Here is a 15228-nt window from a genome sequence, read left to right as displayed (position 1 = left end):
AATAATTATGCGTTTGCTGTAGCTGCTTCGATAATTGCAGTGAAGTCTGCAACCTTTAGAGAAGCACCACCGATTAGACCGCCATCGATATCCTTCTGAGCGAATAACTCTGGAGCTGTCTTAGCATTGCATGAACCGCCGTATAGAATGCGAACGCCGTCAGCAACTTCTGCATTGAAGGTCTTTAGGAAAGCTCTGATACCTGCGTGAACGTTCTGAGCGATCTCAGGAGTTGCAGTCTTACCGGTACCGATAGCCCAGATTGGCTCGTAAGCGATGATTGCATTCTTGAATGCTTCGATGCCGCATAGGTCGATAACAGCCTTGATTTCAGCCTGACAAACATCTAGAGTCTTGCCAGCATCGTACTCAGCCTCTGACTCACCGATGCATAGTACAGGAACTAGACCGTTGTCCTGAGCAGCCTTGAACTTAGCAGCAACAACTTCGTTTGACTCGTTGTGGTAGCCGCGACGCTCTGAGTGACCTACGATAGCGTATGTTGAACCGAATTCCTTGATCATAACAGGAGAATTCTCACCAGTGAAAGCGCCAGAAGTGTGAACATCAACATCCTCTGAACCCCACTGTAGCTTTGAACCAGTTGCTAATGACTCAACCATACCGATGAAGATAGCAGGTGCGCAGATTGCAACATCAACTTTCTCATTTGCGTTTGCAACACCAGTAAATGCCTTGATTAAATCAGTTACGGTTGACTTGGTGCCGTTTAATTTCCAGTTACCCATTACAACAGGTTTTCTCATAATGTTATCCCTCAATAGTTATTCAAGATACGAGATTATCGTATTTATGATTTATAAAAACTTTCGACATTCTACTATAATTTTGTGACTTAGGATTGTTTTTTTTGATTGTGATAATTTTGTGCGCTGTTTTTGGAGAATTTAAAATACAAAATGTGCTGTAGAGCACATTTTTTAGAAGGCGATTTTTGAGCGATTTTCTAACTGAACTGGAATCCTGCTGCAAAATTTTTCATATTTTCTTTCTGTTCGTCCTCTTTTTTCTTCATATCCTTTAGGCGTTTTCTCTTCTCATCCTTATAGTTGAAACGGTCCGGCCTCTTATCCTTTATATAGAAAAGCAGGTTTATTCCTATTATATAAAGGACTATTACATAGCACTGGGATGCTGTGCAGGAATTGCAGGTATTCTGACTGGAGCACTGATTCATAAGACTGAAGGTGCTGATATCTACACTGGTTATAGGGTATTCCTGCATCTTTGAACCTATATATAAGGTGAGGGCAATTTTACTTCCGAGGTCAATATCATTGAATTTTTCTGGACTGAGGTTTCCGTTATATATGATGTTGTTATAGAACAGTACGTTTACAGGATTCAATGTTCCATCAGCTCGTATAACCGGTTCTACATCCGGACCGTAAAGACACTGATTGATACGGTAGGAATGATCAATATTGCTTACCTTGTACTGATATGAACTCTGTGTGTATGCAGTTTCCTGCTCTTCGATTTCGACATTTTCAGAAGACTCTTCATTATCCTGTTTCTGTTTTTTTTCAGTTGAGGTATTTTTTGAAAGTGCTTTTTCCATAGAAACACCACTATCGAGCATATTTTTAAGTAATACGTTCGAAAATAGTGCAACATCACTTCGTAAATTACGATTTGATTTTATATTCTCTAAAATACTCGTACCAAGTAAGTCTAATGCCGAATCTATAGCCATTTTCTTTGATTTCCTCTTCTGAATAACTAAAAAACAGCAAAAGTAATGCCATTTTGTTAACATACTGAATATTAAGCTTATTATCTAAAAAAAGGATTTTTACAGAGAAAGTCTTTGCCACATCCGGCAAGCTGAATCCAAATTATGTTTGACAAAAAATCCAAAAACTTAAAAAATACCCAAATACGTATTATTAAATGAATTAGATTTTTAGGAGCTTATATGCGTGTTCTTAAATTTGGTGGAACATCTGTTGCCAACGCTGAGCGTTTCCAGGATGTTGCCAAAATTGCGCTTGATACTGCTGCCCATTCTCAGACAGCATTAGTTTTATCTGCCCCTGCAAAGATCACCAATCTGCTAGTTGCTCTAGTTGCACAAGGTGCCGCAGGAAACAGTGGTTTAAAGGAATTTGATGACATTCGCGCAATTATTGAACCAATTATTACAACCTTAGGCTCCAAGTTTGAAGGTTTTAACACCAAGAAGATTCTCTCAGAGTACAACAAGACCATGGAAACTATCCGTAAGAGAGTGGATGGTATGGCCTTGCTGGGAGTATGTCCTGAGCTTGTAATGGCATATATCGAAAGCCGTGGTGAGAGTTTCTCTATTCTTATCATGGAAGAGCTGTTAAAGTCTTTAGGCAAGAAAGTCCGTGTTATTGATCCGGTTAAGGTTTTAGTAACTGAAGGTCCAATCATGGAGTCTTCAGTAAACATTGATGCTTCAAAAGCTAAATATGCTGCTTTGGAAGATGATAAGGAAGCAATCACTCTGATGAGCGGTTTCTGTGGAGGCAATGCTCAGGGTGAGCTGGTTCTTTTAGGCCGAAACGGCTCAGATTATTCTGCAGCCTGTCTTGCCGCAATTTCAAATGCTGAATGCTGTGAAATCTGGACTGACGTTGACGGTGTTTACAGCTGTGATCCTAGAGCCGTATCAGGAGCAATTCTCTTAAAGAAGATGTCCTATGCAGAGGCAATGGAGCTGTCATACTTTGGTGCCAAGGTTCTTCATCCTCGTACCATTGCTCCTATTGCTCAGTTCCATATTCCATGTCTGATTAAGAACACTAAGAATCCTAAGGGTGAGGGAACCTTAATCTCAGAGGAAACTGATTTATCTATTCCAATTAAGGGCATTTCCGATCTGAAGGGCATTGCTCTTTTAAACATTTCAGGTCCTGGCATGAAGGGTATGGTTGGTATGGCTGGCAGACTGTTTACCGCTGTATCCCGTGCTAATGTTTCAATTACTCTGATTACTCAGTCCTCCTCAGAGTACTCAATTTCCTTCTGTGTAAATCAGTCAGAGCTTTCAAAGGCAAAAAGAGCTATTACCAATGAGTTCAAGCTCGAACTTAAAGAAGGTCTGTTAAACCCAATTGAGGTTAAGGAAGGCTGCGCCATTATCTCTGTAGTAGGTGACGGCATGAAGACCGTCCGCGGTATTTCCGGTAAGTTCTTCCGTGCTTTAGCTGAAGCCAACGTTAATATTCGTGCTATTGCCCAGGGCTCTTCAGAGCGTTCAATTTCAGCTGTAATTTCCCAGAAGCGTGTTCCAGAGGCTGTAGCCTTTGCTCATACCGCCTTCTTCAATTCCAAGCAGAGACTTGATATTGTTCTCTTAGGCTGTGGCGGTGTTGGCGGTGAGCTGCTATCACAGATCAAGCGTCAGCGTGATATGCTGTCTTCAAAGCAGGGAATTGATATCAGAGTTGTAGGTATCGGTAATTCTAAACACTTTATCTCCGATCCTAACTGTGTCGATCTGGAAAATTACAAAGATCTTCTTGCTGCTTCCGATTCAGATGCTTTAACTCCTGAGACTGCTGAGGCTTTAATCAAGTCTGCTCATCTTTTAAACCCAATCCTGGTTGACTGCTCCACCTCAGAAGAACTGGCCAAATCATACATTGATTACATGAAGGCAGGCTATCACATTGTAACACCAAGCAAGAAGGCCAATACCTTAAGCTTTGATTTCTACAGAAAGCTTCGTGAAGCTGCAAAGCTGCATCACCGCAAGTTCCTGTATGAGGCAAATGTAGGTGCTGGTCTGCCTGTTATCAACACCATGCAGAATCAGCTGGCCGCAGGTGACGAGCTGATTGACTTTGCCGGTATCCTCTCAGGAACCTTATCTTTCATCTTCGGCCTTGTAGAGGATGGAAAGACTTTATCTGAGGCAACAAATATTGCTTATGAGAAGGGCTTCACAGAACCAAATCCAGCTGATGATCTAGATGGTATGGATGTGGGCCGTAAGCTTCTGATCCTCGCTCGTGAGAACGGTATGGAGCTTGAACTCACTGATGTGAAGATTGACTCAATTGTTGATCCTAAATTCCTCAAGGGCAGCAACGCCAAGGAAGTTATTGCCAATCTGAAGAATGCGGATGCAGAGTTCTCCAAGAAGGTTGCAGCTGCCAAGTCAAAGGGCAAGGTACTTCGCTATGTTGGCTGCATCAAGGAAGGCAAGGTATTCTGTCAGTTGCGAGAGGTCGGTCCTGAGGATCCGCTGTTCAGAGTTCGTGACGGTGAGAATGCACTTGCGCTTACTACCTTATACTATCAGCCTATTCCACTGGTTATCCGCGGTTATGGTGCCGGTACGGAGGTTACTGCAGCTGGTGTGCTTTCAGATGTTCTGCGTCTTCAGAACTGGACTCATGAGGATTAAAAATGCCGAAGAAATTCAAAGCATTTGCTCCTGCTTCTGCTGCTAATCTATCTGTAGGCTTTGATCTGCTAGGTGCAGCTTTAAAGCCTATCTCAGGTGCCATATTAGGCGATGAGATTATTATCAGTGAATCAGAGCAGAAAGGCTGTTCCGTAAGTGTGACCGGTAAATATGCTCATAAACTTCCTTCAGATTCTAAAAAGAACATTGTTTATGATGCCTTCCTTTTATTTAAGGATAAGCTCGAGAAAATGGGGAAGGAAGTTATGGACGTGCATATGGAGCTGTCCAAGAATCTTCCAATCTGCTCAGGCTTAGGCTCTTCTGCATCAAGCGTGGTTGCAGCTGTACTGGCATTAGATACAATTCACGGCAATGTGCTTGGTGAGAAAGGTCGTCTTGAACTTATGGGTGAGCTTGAAGGAAAAATCTCTGGCTCTATTCATTATGACAATGTTGCTCCATGCTACTTTGGTGGTCTGCAGCTGATTGTTCAGGAAGATGACTGTGTTTCTACAACTCTGCCTGATTTTGACAACTGGTACTGGGTATCATGCTTCCCTGGCATTAAGGTTTCAACCTCTGCTGCCAGAAAGATTCTGCCAAAGGAATATTCTCGAGCAGATGTGATTACCTATGGTCGTAGACTCTCTGCTTTTGTTCATGCCTGCCATACTCATAATGACAAGCTGGCATCAAAGCTTCTGGTGGATGTTATCGCAGAACCTTACCGTGCATCTTTAATCCCTGGATTTGAGGATGCTCGTGAACATGGTGCAGCTATCGGTGCTCTTGCAACCGGTATCTCTGGTTCTGGTTCTTCTGTTTTCTCAATCTTTGAAGATTTAGAGAAGGCAAAAGAAATGAAAGAATACCTTGAACGTAATTTTATTGCTAATGAAGATGGTTTCTGTCATATCTGCAAGATTGACAGACGCGGCTCATATGCTGAAGAAATATAAAAGAGATTTCTATGGAATTATTTAACTTAAAAGATCACAGTGAAAAGGTTAGCTTTTCACAGGCTGTAGTAAAAGGTATCGGTAGAGATCAGGGTCTGTTCTTTCCTGATCATATTGAGCCTCTTACCAATATTGACGAGCTTTTAGATATGCCTTTAGCTGAGCGTTCAGCTAAGATTCTGCGCCATCTGATTGGTGATGAAATCCCAACACTGGAGGCTATCGTAAAGGATGCCTTTACCTTCAAGGCTCCAATTGTTAAGGCTGATGAGAATATCTATGCATTAGAGCTTTTCCACGGTCCAACCCTGGCATTCAAGGATTTCGGTGCCCGTTTCATGGCCCGTGTTCTGAGTGCAGTTAAAGGTGACAAGGATTTAACCATTCTGACCGCAACCTCCGGTGATACCGGTGCTGCTGTTGCTGCAGCCTTCTATGAGCAGAAGGGTATTAACGTTGTTGTTCTGTATCCAAAGGGAAAGATCTCCGAGCTTCAGGAAAAGCTGATTGCAACCTTAGGTAAAAACATCAAAGCCGTTCAGGTTGAAGGTATTTTTGACCAGTGTCAGGACATGGTTAAGACTGCTTTTGATGATGCAGAGTTCAAAGAGAGAATCGGTCTTAACAGTGCCAACTCAATCAATATCTCAAGACTGCTGGCTCAGGTTTCCTACTACTTTGAGGCTGTAGCTCAGCTGCCTAAAGATAAGCGAGAGAAGGTAGTATTCTCTGTTCCTTGCGGTAATTTCGGAAATATCACTGCTGGTCTTATTGCTAAGGCTTTAGGTCTAAAGGCCCGCTTTGTTATCTCCTGCAATGCCAATGATACTGTTCCTCGTTATCTTCAGAGCGGTAACTGGGAGCCTCACCAGACTGTTGCAACCTTATCCAATGCAATGGATATCTCTCGTCCAAACAACTGGCCTAGAGTTGAGGCTTTAGTAAAGATGCAGGGCTGGAAGTTATCTGATTTTGATTTTGGTTCACTTTCAGATGCTCAGACTGAGACTACTATGCAGACTCTGTACAAGAAGACTGGTTATATAGCTGAGCCTCACGCTGCAATTGCATATCAGGTATTAGCAGATAATCTAAAAGAAGGTGAGACTGGTATCTTCCTGGGAACCGCTCATCCAGCCAAGTTCAAGAGTGATGTGGACAGAATTCTGAACATTGATGTCCCTATTCCAAAGGCCCTGGCTGACAAGGTATCTGCTGAGTCAAAGAGTGTGATTCTAAAGCCTGATTATGACTCTCTTAAGAACTATGTACTTGAGGCATTAAACAAGTAGTTCTGAATTAACTTTCCTCAAAATTAAAAAGGTGCTTTATTTTATGTAAGGCACCTTTTTTATATCTTATTGATTTTTTTACGATTATATAAAATCTCATTTCGCAAATTTAAAAAAAATTAAAATTTGCGAAACATAAAAACAACTGTTATCTTTATTCAGAGTTTTCATCCTTGTTTTTCTGTCGAGGTTAACCAGCGGGCAATATCTATAATCTTGATTCCTTCACTATGAACTTCTTCGTGTTTTGTCCTTGCTATGAGAATTTTAGGATAAGCATCTTTAATTTGCAGGAGAGGGGATAGTTCTCTATCTAAAGTTTCTTTTCTTGAAATATCGTCTGAAACTTGGATATATATCTTATGGCCTTCTTTTATTGCAACAAAGTCTACCTCTTTTTCGTATAACTTCCCTACATAGACTTCGTAACCTCTTCTGAGCAGTTCAATCGCTACTATATTTTCATATAGATGTCCATAATCAGCGTTTTTTGTTCCTATTTCCGAGAATCTAAAAGACAAATCGGATAGGTAATACTTTTTGTCTGTTTCAAGATAACGCTTACCTTTAATATCGTAACGCTGTATCGGGTAGAATAGAAATGATTTGCAATAACAATTTATGTAGCTTCCGACTGTCTTGTCGTTTGTCTTATATGATCCTGCTGTTAGTTTTGAAGCAACATTTCTTATTGAAGTTTGGTTGCCGACATTATCCATTAGAAAATTACCGATCATTATCAGTAAATCTTCGTTTTCGATTTTAAATTTTTTCAATATATCTTTGGTTATTGTGGTTCTGTATATTCCGTTTATATATTTCTTTGCATCTTCGTCTGTTCTATATAGGTATGAGCCTGACATTCCTCCTTTTTTTACAAACATATCGAATGCAGTATCAACATCGTCTGAAGGAAAGTATGCAAGGTATTCTTTAAATGAGAAAGGATAAAGACTTATTTCAAAAACTCTGCCGCCAAATAAAGTTGCAAGGTCACTTGATAAAAGAAAGGCATTGGAACCAGTCAGATATATATCATATCTTTCTTCTTCGTAAATACTGTTTATTATTCTTTCAAAACCGTCACACAACTGGACTTCATCTATAAAAAGATAATTCTTTTTTTTCTTGTCATATTGCTCATCAATGTATTTATATAATTCATCAGCTTTAAGTAAATTTTCGAAAATTTTTAAATTTAATTTAATACGAACAATGTTTGTGTTTGGATCTTCTGAAATAACATCAATTAGCGCATCCATTAACTTGGACTTGCCGCATCTTCTTACTCCAGTGATAACTTTGATATCAGGAATATCTTTGACAGACAATAGTTTATTTAAATAAAAATCTCTGTTTATCAGTTTCATTTTTTTCTCCTGATATTAAATATAGTATATTTCGCAAAAATTAGAAAATCTTATTTTTGCGAAACAAAAAAATAAATAATATAGCCATAAAATATCATTTGCTGTCAAAAAATATAAAATCTCATTTCGCAAATTTAAAAAAAATTAAAATTTGCGAAACAAAGTTAATTATAAATCTATTATCTAACGGACATTTCTTCAGAAAACAAAAAGGACCAGCGTAAAAGCCAGTCCTTATCAAATCTTTTGGTTGTAAGTGTTTGTTAATCTTCTTTGTTCAGGTCCTTTGGAACCTCTGTAATCTTATTGGCTGCTGCAGTCAGAATTACATCTGATGAGCTGTTCAGAGCAGTTTCAAATGAGTCCTGAGCAACACCGATAATAAAGCCGATACCAACAACCTGCATTGCAACATCATTTGAGATATTGAAGAAGGAGCAGGCAAGAGGGATCAGCATTAGAGAACCACCGGCAATACCTGAAGTACCACAGGCACAGACAACTGATACAACACACAGCAGGAAGGCGGTTCCGAAGTTAACTTCGATTCCTAAGGTATGTACTGCAGCCATGGTCATAACTACGATGGTAACTGCGGCACCTGACATGTTGATGGTACAGCCTAATGGAATTGAGATTGAGTAGGATTCACGTGGAATTCTCAGTTTCTCACACAGATCCATATTTACAGGAATGTTAGCTGCTGAAGATCTGGTGAAGAATGCTGTAATACCTGAATTCAGAATTGAGGTAAATACCAGCGGATAAGGATTCTTTCCGGTTACGGCAAATACCAGGGCAGGGTTTACGATCAGGGCAATAATCAGCATTGATGCCACTAGGATAATTACCACGTGCAGGTAGTTTAACAGACTTGAGAAACCACCGGCTTCAGTGCAGGAGCTGTAAACAAGCCCCATAACACCTAATGGTGCGAACTTGATTACGATTCTTACTACACCGCTTACAATCTTGGCAAAATCAACCAGTACATCCTTGGTAGCTGGTTTTGCATGTCTGAATAGCAGACCAAAGAGTACACCCCATAATAGGATAGCAAGATAGTTACCATTGATAAGAGCACCGATAGGATTATCAACAGCCTTCTTTATACATCCGACTAGAACAGTTGAAACATCCTGAGGAGCCTCTGCCTGTGCTTCAGCTGCAAGCATTGAGAAGGTGCTTGGGAAGGTAAAGGCCATAATCAGAGCAACTGCGGATGAAAGACACATTGCTATAACATAGAGGATAAGAATTGGTTTAAGTTTGGCATCGGTATTTGCTTCATGTCTTGCAATTGAGGTTGAAACCAGCACAAACACTAAAAGTGGAGCGATAGCTTTCAGACCTGATACAAACAGATCACCGAACATTGAGATGTATACCATTCTTTCAGGAATTAGGACTGCAAGAACAATACCTAAAATCATACCTGCAATAATCTGAAGAATAAAAGGTACACCGTTAACGAGTTTTAAGAAAAAGCCGCTTTTTTTGACTATATCATTGCGGTCATTTTGCTGCATAAATTCCTCCTGGCAAGAAAACAGCTTAAGACGTGGAGATTATATCAGTGCCGAGATTTAACCCATTAGAAAATGACAATTTTATTAGCGTAATGCTCAAAAATTGTGCAAATGAGGCTAAAACAAAAGGTAACGCTTATTTATAACTTTTTTGGCAATTTATTTCCAATTCCTAAATGCACGAGAATTGATGTTTATGATTTATAAATCAATTAGTTATCAGATAAGAGGATTTATAAAAATCTAGCAGATATTTCTTAAAGTGTGATATGTGAAAGATTTTACTTGAAAATTATTTATAGTTGTCTACAATTTATACAGTTAAGTATAGCTAACTATCTTTAGCTTTAACTAATTTAATTTATCTATACGTAATCTGATTTTGCACTAAGTAACTGTATTTGCATATAAGTAATTTAAGTTAGTTATAGCTTTAATTTATCACGCAATTATTAGGATAAATTTAGGGAATTATAATGACAACTCTAGATACAATCAGTGTTGGACAAACCGTCGAGGTTGGAAAAATAAGAGGCGAGGGAACTTCTCTGCGCCGCAGACTTCTGGATATGGGTATTACCCCAAAGACTAAGATTACCTACGTAAGATGTGCTCCATTAGGTGATCCAATGCAGCTTGATGTAAGAGGCTATTCCCTAACTATTCGTAAAAGCGATGCCGCTCTTGTAGAGGTCTTATAATGTCACAGAAAACAATTGCACTATTAGGAAATCAGAACTGTGGCAAGACCACATTATTTAATGTTTTAACCGGTTCTAATCAGTATGTTGGTAACTGGCCAGGCGTTACCGTTGATAAGGTTATCGGAAAGATTTCATCTAAAGACTGGGATGTAGTTGACTTACCTGGTCTTTATTCATTATCTCCTTATTCTCCTGAGGAAATCGTTTCACGTAATTATCTTCTAACTGATGATTATGATGTAATTCTGAATATTGTTGATGCTTCTCATCTAGAGCGTTCTCTTTCTCTGACCCTTGAGCTGGCAGCATTCGGCAAGCCAATGGTTGTTGCTTTAAACATGATTGATGTCATGGAGAAATCCGGCGTTAAGATCGATGTTGATAAGCTCAGTGAAAAACTTGGAATCAAGGTAGTTGATATTTCTGCAAGTAACCGTATCGGTATTGATAAGGTGCTAGATGCAGTATCAAATGCTCAGGTTCCTGCTGTTACCAACTTCTTTGATGAAGAGATTTCCGCTAGGATTGATGATCTAGGCAAGCTTTTGGATGAGTCTAAGCTTTCTGAATCAGCTCGCAGATTTATTGCTACCGGTATTGTTCAGAATGATGAGATTTATCTTGAAGAGTACAAGTCATCAGAGACGGTAATGATTGCAGCTTCTCGCATCAGAAACGATATTGAAGGTAAATTCAATACTGATGCTCAGTCATATTTCCCTCAGGCAAGATATCAGTTTATCGATTCTGTTCTAGAAGACAGCAAGATTACTACTGAATCCAAGACCTGTCTGATTTCAAAGGCAATTGATAAGGTTGTTCTTAACAGATTCCTGGCTCTGCCAATCTTCTTTATCGTTGTGTCTCTGGTTTACTACGGCGCAATGTACTTCACCTCATACCTAGAGCTGATTCCTTTTGAGGGCGAAGAGGGTACCGAATACGCAACTATTACCGACTGGGTAAATGATAATCTTTTCGGAGGCTATATTACTGATGCGGTAGCTGGTCTTTGTGAAAGTGCATCTGCTCCAGAGTGGCTTTCATCTCTGGCTGTTGACGGTGTTGTCGGTGGTGTTGGTGCTGTTTTAGGATTCCTTCCTCAGATTGCATTCCTGTTCCTGTTCCTGTCATTCCTTGAGCAGTCAGGATATATGACCCGTGTTGCTTTCGTATTAGACAGAATTTTCCGCAAGTTCGGTCTTTCAGGTCGTAACTTCATCCCAATGGTTATTGCTACCGGCTGTGGTGTTCCTGCACTTATGGCCAACAAGACCATTGATAACATCAATGAGAGACGTATTGGTCTGATTACCACTACCTTTATTCCTTGCTCTGCAAAACTTCCTATTATCACCATGATCTTTGCATCCTGCTTTGACGGTGCCTGGTGGTTTGCTCCTATGGTTTATGCTCTAGCAATCTTCTCAATTGTTGCTACTGGTGTAATCCTCAAGAAGAACAGAGCCTTCAAGGAAGAGGTTTCTCCATTTGTTATGGAAATCCCTGATTACCACTTACCAACCTTAAACAATATCCTGAAGGCTGTTTATGAGCGTTGCCGTGCTTTCGTTATTAAGGCTGGTACCATTATCTTTGCAGTTGTGGTTATTGTCTGGTTCCTGGCTTCTTTCGGCTTTGGCGAGGAAGGCTTCGGAATGGTAGAGAATGTTGATGCATCTATGCTGGCTGCAATCGGTTCAGCTCTATGCTTCATCTTTGCTCCTTTAGGCTTTGGTTCATGGCAGGCAACTGTTGCTGTGGTAAACGGTCTTCTGGCTAAGGAAAACGTTGTTGGTACCATGGCTGTAGTATTAGGTCTTGATGGTGAGTTTGAAGGCGGTGAAGCTGATCTGAATACAGCCTTAACCCAGTACTTTGCTGATATGCTGGGTGTTGAACCTACTGCAGCTTTAGTTCCTCTGTTAGGCCTGTCATTCCTTGCCTTCAATATGTGGTCTGTTCCTTGTGTTGCAGCTTTAGGTGCAATGAAGAGACAGTTAGGCAGCACCAAGTGGTGGATCTTTGCCATGAGCTACATGTGTGTATGGGCTTACTGCCTGGCTTTAGTAATCTTCCGTATCGGCGGTCTTGTAATGGGCGTTCTACCATTCAGCTTCTATACAATGGTTGCATTTATTGTTCTAGGCGTATTTATGTATCTGCTGTTCAGAAAGGATAACTCTGGAGTAACTCCAATCAGAATTCCTTCAAGACAGGTTTAAATAATTGTTAGTTCTTACCGGAAAAGTTATTATTTTCCGATAGTCTTAGGTCCCGATCCTTAACGAAGATTGGGACTTTTTTTATAGGCAATAGTTGCATACTTGTTCAACTATTGTATAATTAAGATAAAGATTAACTAAACAGGAGTGTTTTATGAAAGTTCGCTGCGATATCTCTGGTCTTGACTGTCCTCACTGTGCTGCAAAGCTTGAGGGTCTGCTGCAGAAGGAATTTGCAGGTGCTAATCTTAACTTTGCCATGGGCTCACTGGTATTAGATGTAAACGGTGATGGCGATGAGGAAGAAATTGTGGCCGCAGCACAGAAGATTGCTGACGGTTTTGAAGATGGTATCTCTATTGAGTTAAGAGACTAGACCATAAAAATACGTGGGAACACCACGTTTTTTTATAATATAATAGTTGCATAATTGCTCATATATAATATTAAAAGGATAAATAATGATCCCTTTTCAGGAAAAACATGAGAAATCTCTATTGGGTATTGCTTTAATTGTAATGCTGGTGCTTATTTACAATAAGTATCTGGCTCAATCTCCAATGCCGCTTGTTTATCAGGCTGCAATTGCTGTAGCAGCATACCTTCTGATAGCTTCAGATGTGCTTGTAAGTGCTTTTAAAACCCTATTCAAGCAAAGACGAATGTCTGAGCAGTTTCTGATGATGATAGCAACCTTTGGAGCCTTTGCTCTGTGTGATCTTCCTGAAGCCCTGGCGGTTATGATTTTCTACAAGATAGGTGAGCTTTTTGAAGAGTATGCATCTGGCCGCGCTCATAACGATATCTCATCACTGGTGAAACTGAAGCCTTCATTTGTAAGACTGGTGGATGAGAATGGTAATGAGCATATGGTTAAGCCTCGTCAGGTGAAGATTGGCGATGTATTCAAGGTATTAAAGGGAGAGGTTATTGCCATTGATGGAAATCTTTGTGATGATACCGCTGCTATTGATACTTCTGCTCTGACAGGTGAGTCAGAACCAAGACTATACACCTGCGGTCAGTCTGTTCCTTCAGGCTGTATCAATCAGGGGCAGGTGATTCATTTAAGAGCCAATACCTTATCTAAGAATTCCTCCATTACACGTCTTCTGAATCTGATTGAAGATGCTGCAGCATCAAAATCAAAGCCAGAGAATCTTATCAGACGTTTCTCCGTATGGTATACCCCTCTGGTAGTTAGCTGTGCAGTCATACTGGCTATGGTACCTCTTTTCATTTCTAAGGCTGAATTTTCAGACTGGATTGAGCGCGCTCTGGTATTTCTGGTTGTATCCTGTCCTTGTGCGCTGGTTCTGTCTGTTCCTCTGTCTTTCTTTGGTGGTATGGGAGCTATAAGCAGAATTGGAGTTATTATCAAGGGCTCTATTCATATTGAGACTCTATCAAGGCTTAAGGCTATTGCCTTTGATAAGACTGGAACTCTCACTTACGGTAAATTTACAGTTAATAAGATTCATTCTGAATCTTTATCAGAGGATGAACTTTTATCCTACGCTGTAAGTCTTGAGAAAAACTCTACTCACCCAATTGCCTTATCTATCGTTGAGTATGGCAGACAAATAAAGGTTGAGGAGTATGAAGTTGGTTCTGTTGTTGAAAAGTCTGGTATGGGGCTTGAATCTACCATTAACGGACATGACGTGAGAATCGGCAGAAAAGAATATATAAGCAGTTGCTGTGGTGCATTTGAATATACTGAAGAAGATGAGGAAAGCTCCTATGTTTATATATCTGTGGACAACCGTTTCTCAGGTGTAATTGCTATTGCAGATACTCTAAAGCCATCGGCAAAACTTATGCTGGATTCGCTCCATGCTCAGGGAATTAAAACAGTACTTATTAGTGGAGATAAGAAGGCAGTTGCAGAGGCTATCTGCAGAAAGCTGGAGATAAAAGAGTACTATTACGAGCAGACTCCACAGGGAAAACTGGATACCTTAAATTCCCTTAAGAAAACACTTTCTCCTGTTGCCTTTGCTGGTGACGGCCTTAATGATGCTCCGGTAGTATCTGCCTCAGATGTTGGAATTGCCATGGGAGATATAGGTTCAGCCTCTGCAATTGAAGCAGCTGATGTGGTGATTATGCATGGTGATTTAAGTGCAATTTCCAGAACCATAATGCTTGCTAAAAAGACCTATAACCTAGCTATTTCCAACATGTATTTTGTAATGCTGGTTAAGCTTCTAATCCTGCTGTTAGGAGCTATCGGTTTTGCTAATATCTGGCTGGCTATCTTTGGTGATGTAGGTGTGCTGATTCTTGCTGTATGTAACGCTATGAGATCACTTAGGTTCAGGTAATCGTTCTATTTTGACAGACATTCAATTCATATGTCTGTCAACTTTCAGCTTTTTTTTAATTCAAGAAGTTACTTTAGCTTTGCTTTTAGAGATTCCCATTGAGATTCTGGAATTCCCATCTGTCTTAGAGCATCATCTGCTTTATGTCCGTTTGTTATAAGATTGCGCAAGATTTTAATTGTCGCTTCTTCTCGACCTTCTTCTCGACCTTCTTCTCGACCTTCTGCTCGACCTTCTGCTCGTCCTTTTTCTAGACCTTTTTTCTCGCCTTCTTCCAATTTATGCTTCATCATACTTTTATAATCAAGTATTTCCATCTCGCGGTTCAGATAAGCTGCATAATTGAGATTATCTTCCTTTTCTGACATTTATAAACCTCATGTTCGTCTGATTTCTGCTTTCTTCAATTCAAGAAGT

General features: G+C 40.1%; 12 protein-coding genes. 7 read left to right on the top strand and 5 right to left on the bottom strand.

Annotated elements, in window-relative coordinates; genetic code table 11:
* Nucleotides 1-5: 5 nt before the first annotated feature.
* On the bottom strand, nt 6-767 hold the full coding sequence (gene tpiA, locus BM308_RS09610; RefSeq protein ID WP_031492943.1) for a triose-phosphate isomerase: 762 nt from the start codon (nt 765-767) through the stop codon (nt 6-8).
* Nucleotides 768-967: 200 nt separating this feature from the next.
* Nucleotides 968-1717 (bottom strand): hypothetical protein, encoded by a 750-nt coding sequence (locus BM308_RS09605; protein ID WP_143098598.1) that lies wholly within the window; start codon nt 1715-1717, stop codon nt 968-970.
* A gap of 222 nt (nt 1718-1939) precedes the next feature.
* On the opposite strand from BM308_RS09605, the gene thrA reads away from it, so the two are divergent.
* The 3 genes from thrA to thrC are packed head-to-tail and all read left to right on the top strand — an operon-like array spanning nt 1940 to nt 6656.
* Nucleotides 1940-4402 (top strand): bifunctional aspartate kinase/homoserine dehydrogenase I, encoded by a 2463-nt coding sequence (gene thrA / locus BM308_RS09595; RefSeq protein ID WP_074944810.1) that lies wholly within the window; start codon nt 1940-1942, stop codon nt 4400-4402.
* Between the two features lie 2 nt (nt 4403-4404).
* A complete protein-coding gene (gene thrB, locus BM308_RS09590; RefSeq protein WP_074944809.1) occupies nt 4405-5364 on the top strand; it encodes a homoserine kinase in 960 nt (319 codons plus the stop codon).
* Nucleotides 5365-5375: 11 nt separating this feature from the next.
* Nucleotides 5376-6656: a threonine synthase gene (gene thrC / locus BM308_RS09585; protein ID WP_074944807.1), complete on the top strand. Its 1281-nt coding sequence runs from the start codon at nt 5376-5378 to the stop codon at nt 6654-6656.
* A gap of 167 nt (nt 6657-6823) precedes the next feature.
* Here thrC and BM308_RS09580 read toward each other — a convergent pair whose 3' ends face one another.
* Nucleotides 6824-8026, bottom strand: coding sequence for an ATP-binding protein (locus BM308_RS09580; protein ID WP_074944806.1), 1203 nt, complete (start codon nt 8024-8026; stop codon nt 6824-6826).
* A 263-nt stretch (nt 8027-8289) separates the two neighbouring features.
* Complete coding sequence (gene sstT, locus BM308_RS09575) at nt 8290-9555, bottom strand: serine/threonine transporter SstT (RefSeq protein WP_074944804.1); 1266 nt, start codon at nt 9553-9555, stop codon at nt 8290-8292.
* Nucleotides 9556-10031: 476 nt separating this feature from the next.
* Between sstT and BM308_RS09570 the strand changes: the two genes are divergently transcribed.
* From BM308_RS09570 to BM308_RS09555, 4 genes are all read left to right on the top strand, one after another.
* Complete coding sequence (locus BM308_RS09570; RefSeq protein WP_031492936.1) at nt 10032-10256, top strand: FeoA family protein; 225 nt, start codon at nt 10032-10034, stop codon at nt 10254-10256.
* Nucleotides 10256-12484, top strand: coding sequence for a ferrous iron transport protein B (feoB, locus tag BM308_RS09565; RefSeq protein ID WP_074944801.1), 2229 nt, complete (start codon nt 10256-10258; stop codon nt 12482-12484). Before BM308_RS09570 ends, feoB begins: the two co-directional genes overlap by 1 nt.
* Nucleotides 12485-12638: 154 nt before the next feature.
* Nucleotides 12639-12860 (top strand): hypothetical protein, encoded by a 222-nt coding sequence (locus tag BM308_RS09560; RefSeq protein ID WP_031492934.1) that lies wholly within the window; start codon nt 12639-12641, stop codon nt 12858-12860.
* Nucleotides 12861-12945: 85 nt separating this feature from the next.
* Nucleotides 12946-14811 carry a heavy metal translocating P-type ATPase gene (locus tag BM308_RS09555; RefSeq protein ID WP_074944799.1) on the top strand — a complete coding sequence of 622 codons (1866 nt, stop codon included), beginning with the start codon at nt 12946-12948 and terminating at the stop codon, nt 14809-14811.
* 68 nt (nt 14812-14879) lie between these two features.
* Here the strand turns inward: BM308_RS09555 and BM308_RS09550 are convergent, their stop codons facing one another.
* Nucleotides 14880-15179, bottom strand: a complete 300-nt coding sequence (locus BM308_RS09550) for a hypothetical protein (RefSeq protein WP_074944798.1) — start codon at nt 15177-15179, stop codon at nt 14880-14882.
* Between the last annotated feature and the right edge of the window lie 49 nt (nt 15180-15228).

The organism is Succinivibrio dextrinosolvens (assembly GCF_900116345.1).
GTDB lineage: Bacteria > Pseudomonadota > Gammaproteobacteria > Enterobacterales > Succinivibrionaceae > Succinivibrio > Succinivibrio dextrinosolvens_B.
The sequence above is the reverse complement of the archived record's forward strand: the minus strand, read 5'-3'. Positions and strand labels throughout refer to the sequence as shown.

Coding starts and splice junctions, on each gene's coding strand:
- tpiA (WP_031492943.1), bottom strand. CDS start 767: ATGAGAAAACCTGTTGTAATGGGTAACTGGAAATTAAACGGCACCAAG.
- BM308_RS09605 (WP_143098598.1), bottom strand. CDS start 1,717: ATGGCTATAGATTCGGCATTAGACTTACTTGGTACGAGTATTTTAGAG.
- thrA (WP_074944810.1), top strand. CDS start 1,940: ATGCGTGTTCTTAAATTTGGTGGAACATCTGTTGCCAACGCTGAGCGT.
- thrB (WP_074944809.1), top strand. CDS start 4,405: ATGCCGAAGAAATTCAAAGCATTTGCTCCTGCTTCTGCTGCTAATCTA.
- thrC (WP_074944807.1), top strand. CDS start 5,376: ATGGAATTATTTAACTTAAAAGATCACAGTGAAAAGGTTAGCTTTTCA.
- BM308_RS09580 (WP_074944806.1), bottom strand. CDS start 8,026: ATGAAACTGATAAACAGAGATTTTTATTTAAATAAACTATTGTCTGTC.
- sstT (WP_074944804.1), bottom strand. CDS start 9,555: ATGCAGCAAAATGACCGCAATGATATAGTCAAAAAAAGCGGCTTTTTC.
- BM308_RS09570 (WP_031492936.1), top strand. CDS start 10,032: ATGACAACTCTAGATACAATCAGTGTTGGACAAACCGTCGAGGTTGGA.
- feoB (WP_074944801.1), top strand. CDS start 10,256: ATGTCACAGAAAACAATTGCACTATTAGGAAATCAGAACTGTGGCAAG.
- BM308_RS09560 (WP_031492934.1), top strand. CDS start 12,639: ATGAAAGTTCGCTGCGATATCTCTGGTCTTGACTGTCCTCACTGTGCT.
- BM308_RS09555 (WP_074944799.1), top strand. CDS start 12,946: ATGATCCCTTTTCAGGAAAAACATGAGAAATCTCTATTGGGTATTGCT.
- BM308_RS09550 (WP_074944798.1), bottom strand. CDS start 15,179: ATGTCAGAAAAGGAAGATAATCTCAATTATGCAGCTTATCTGAACCGC.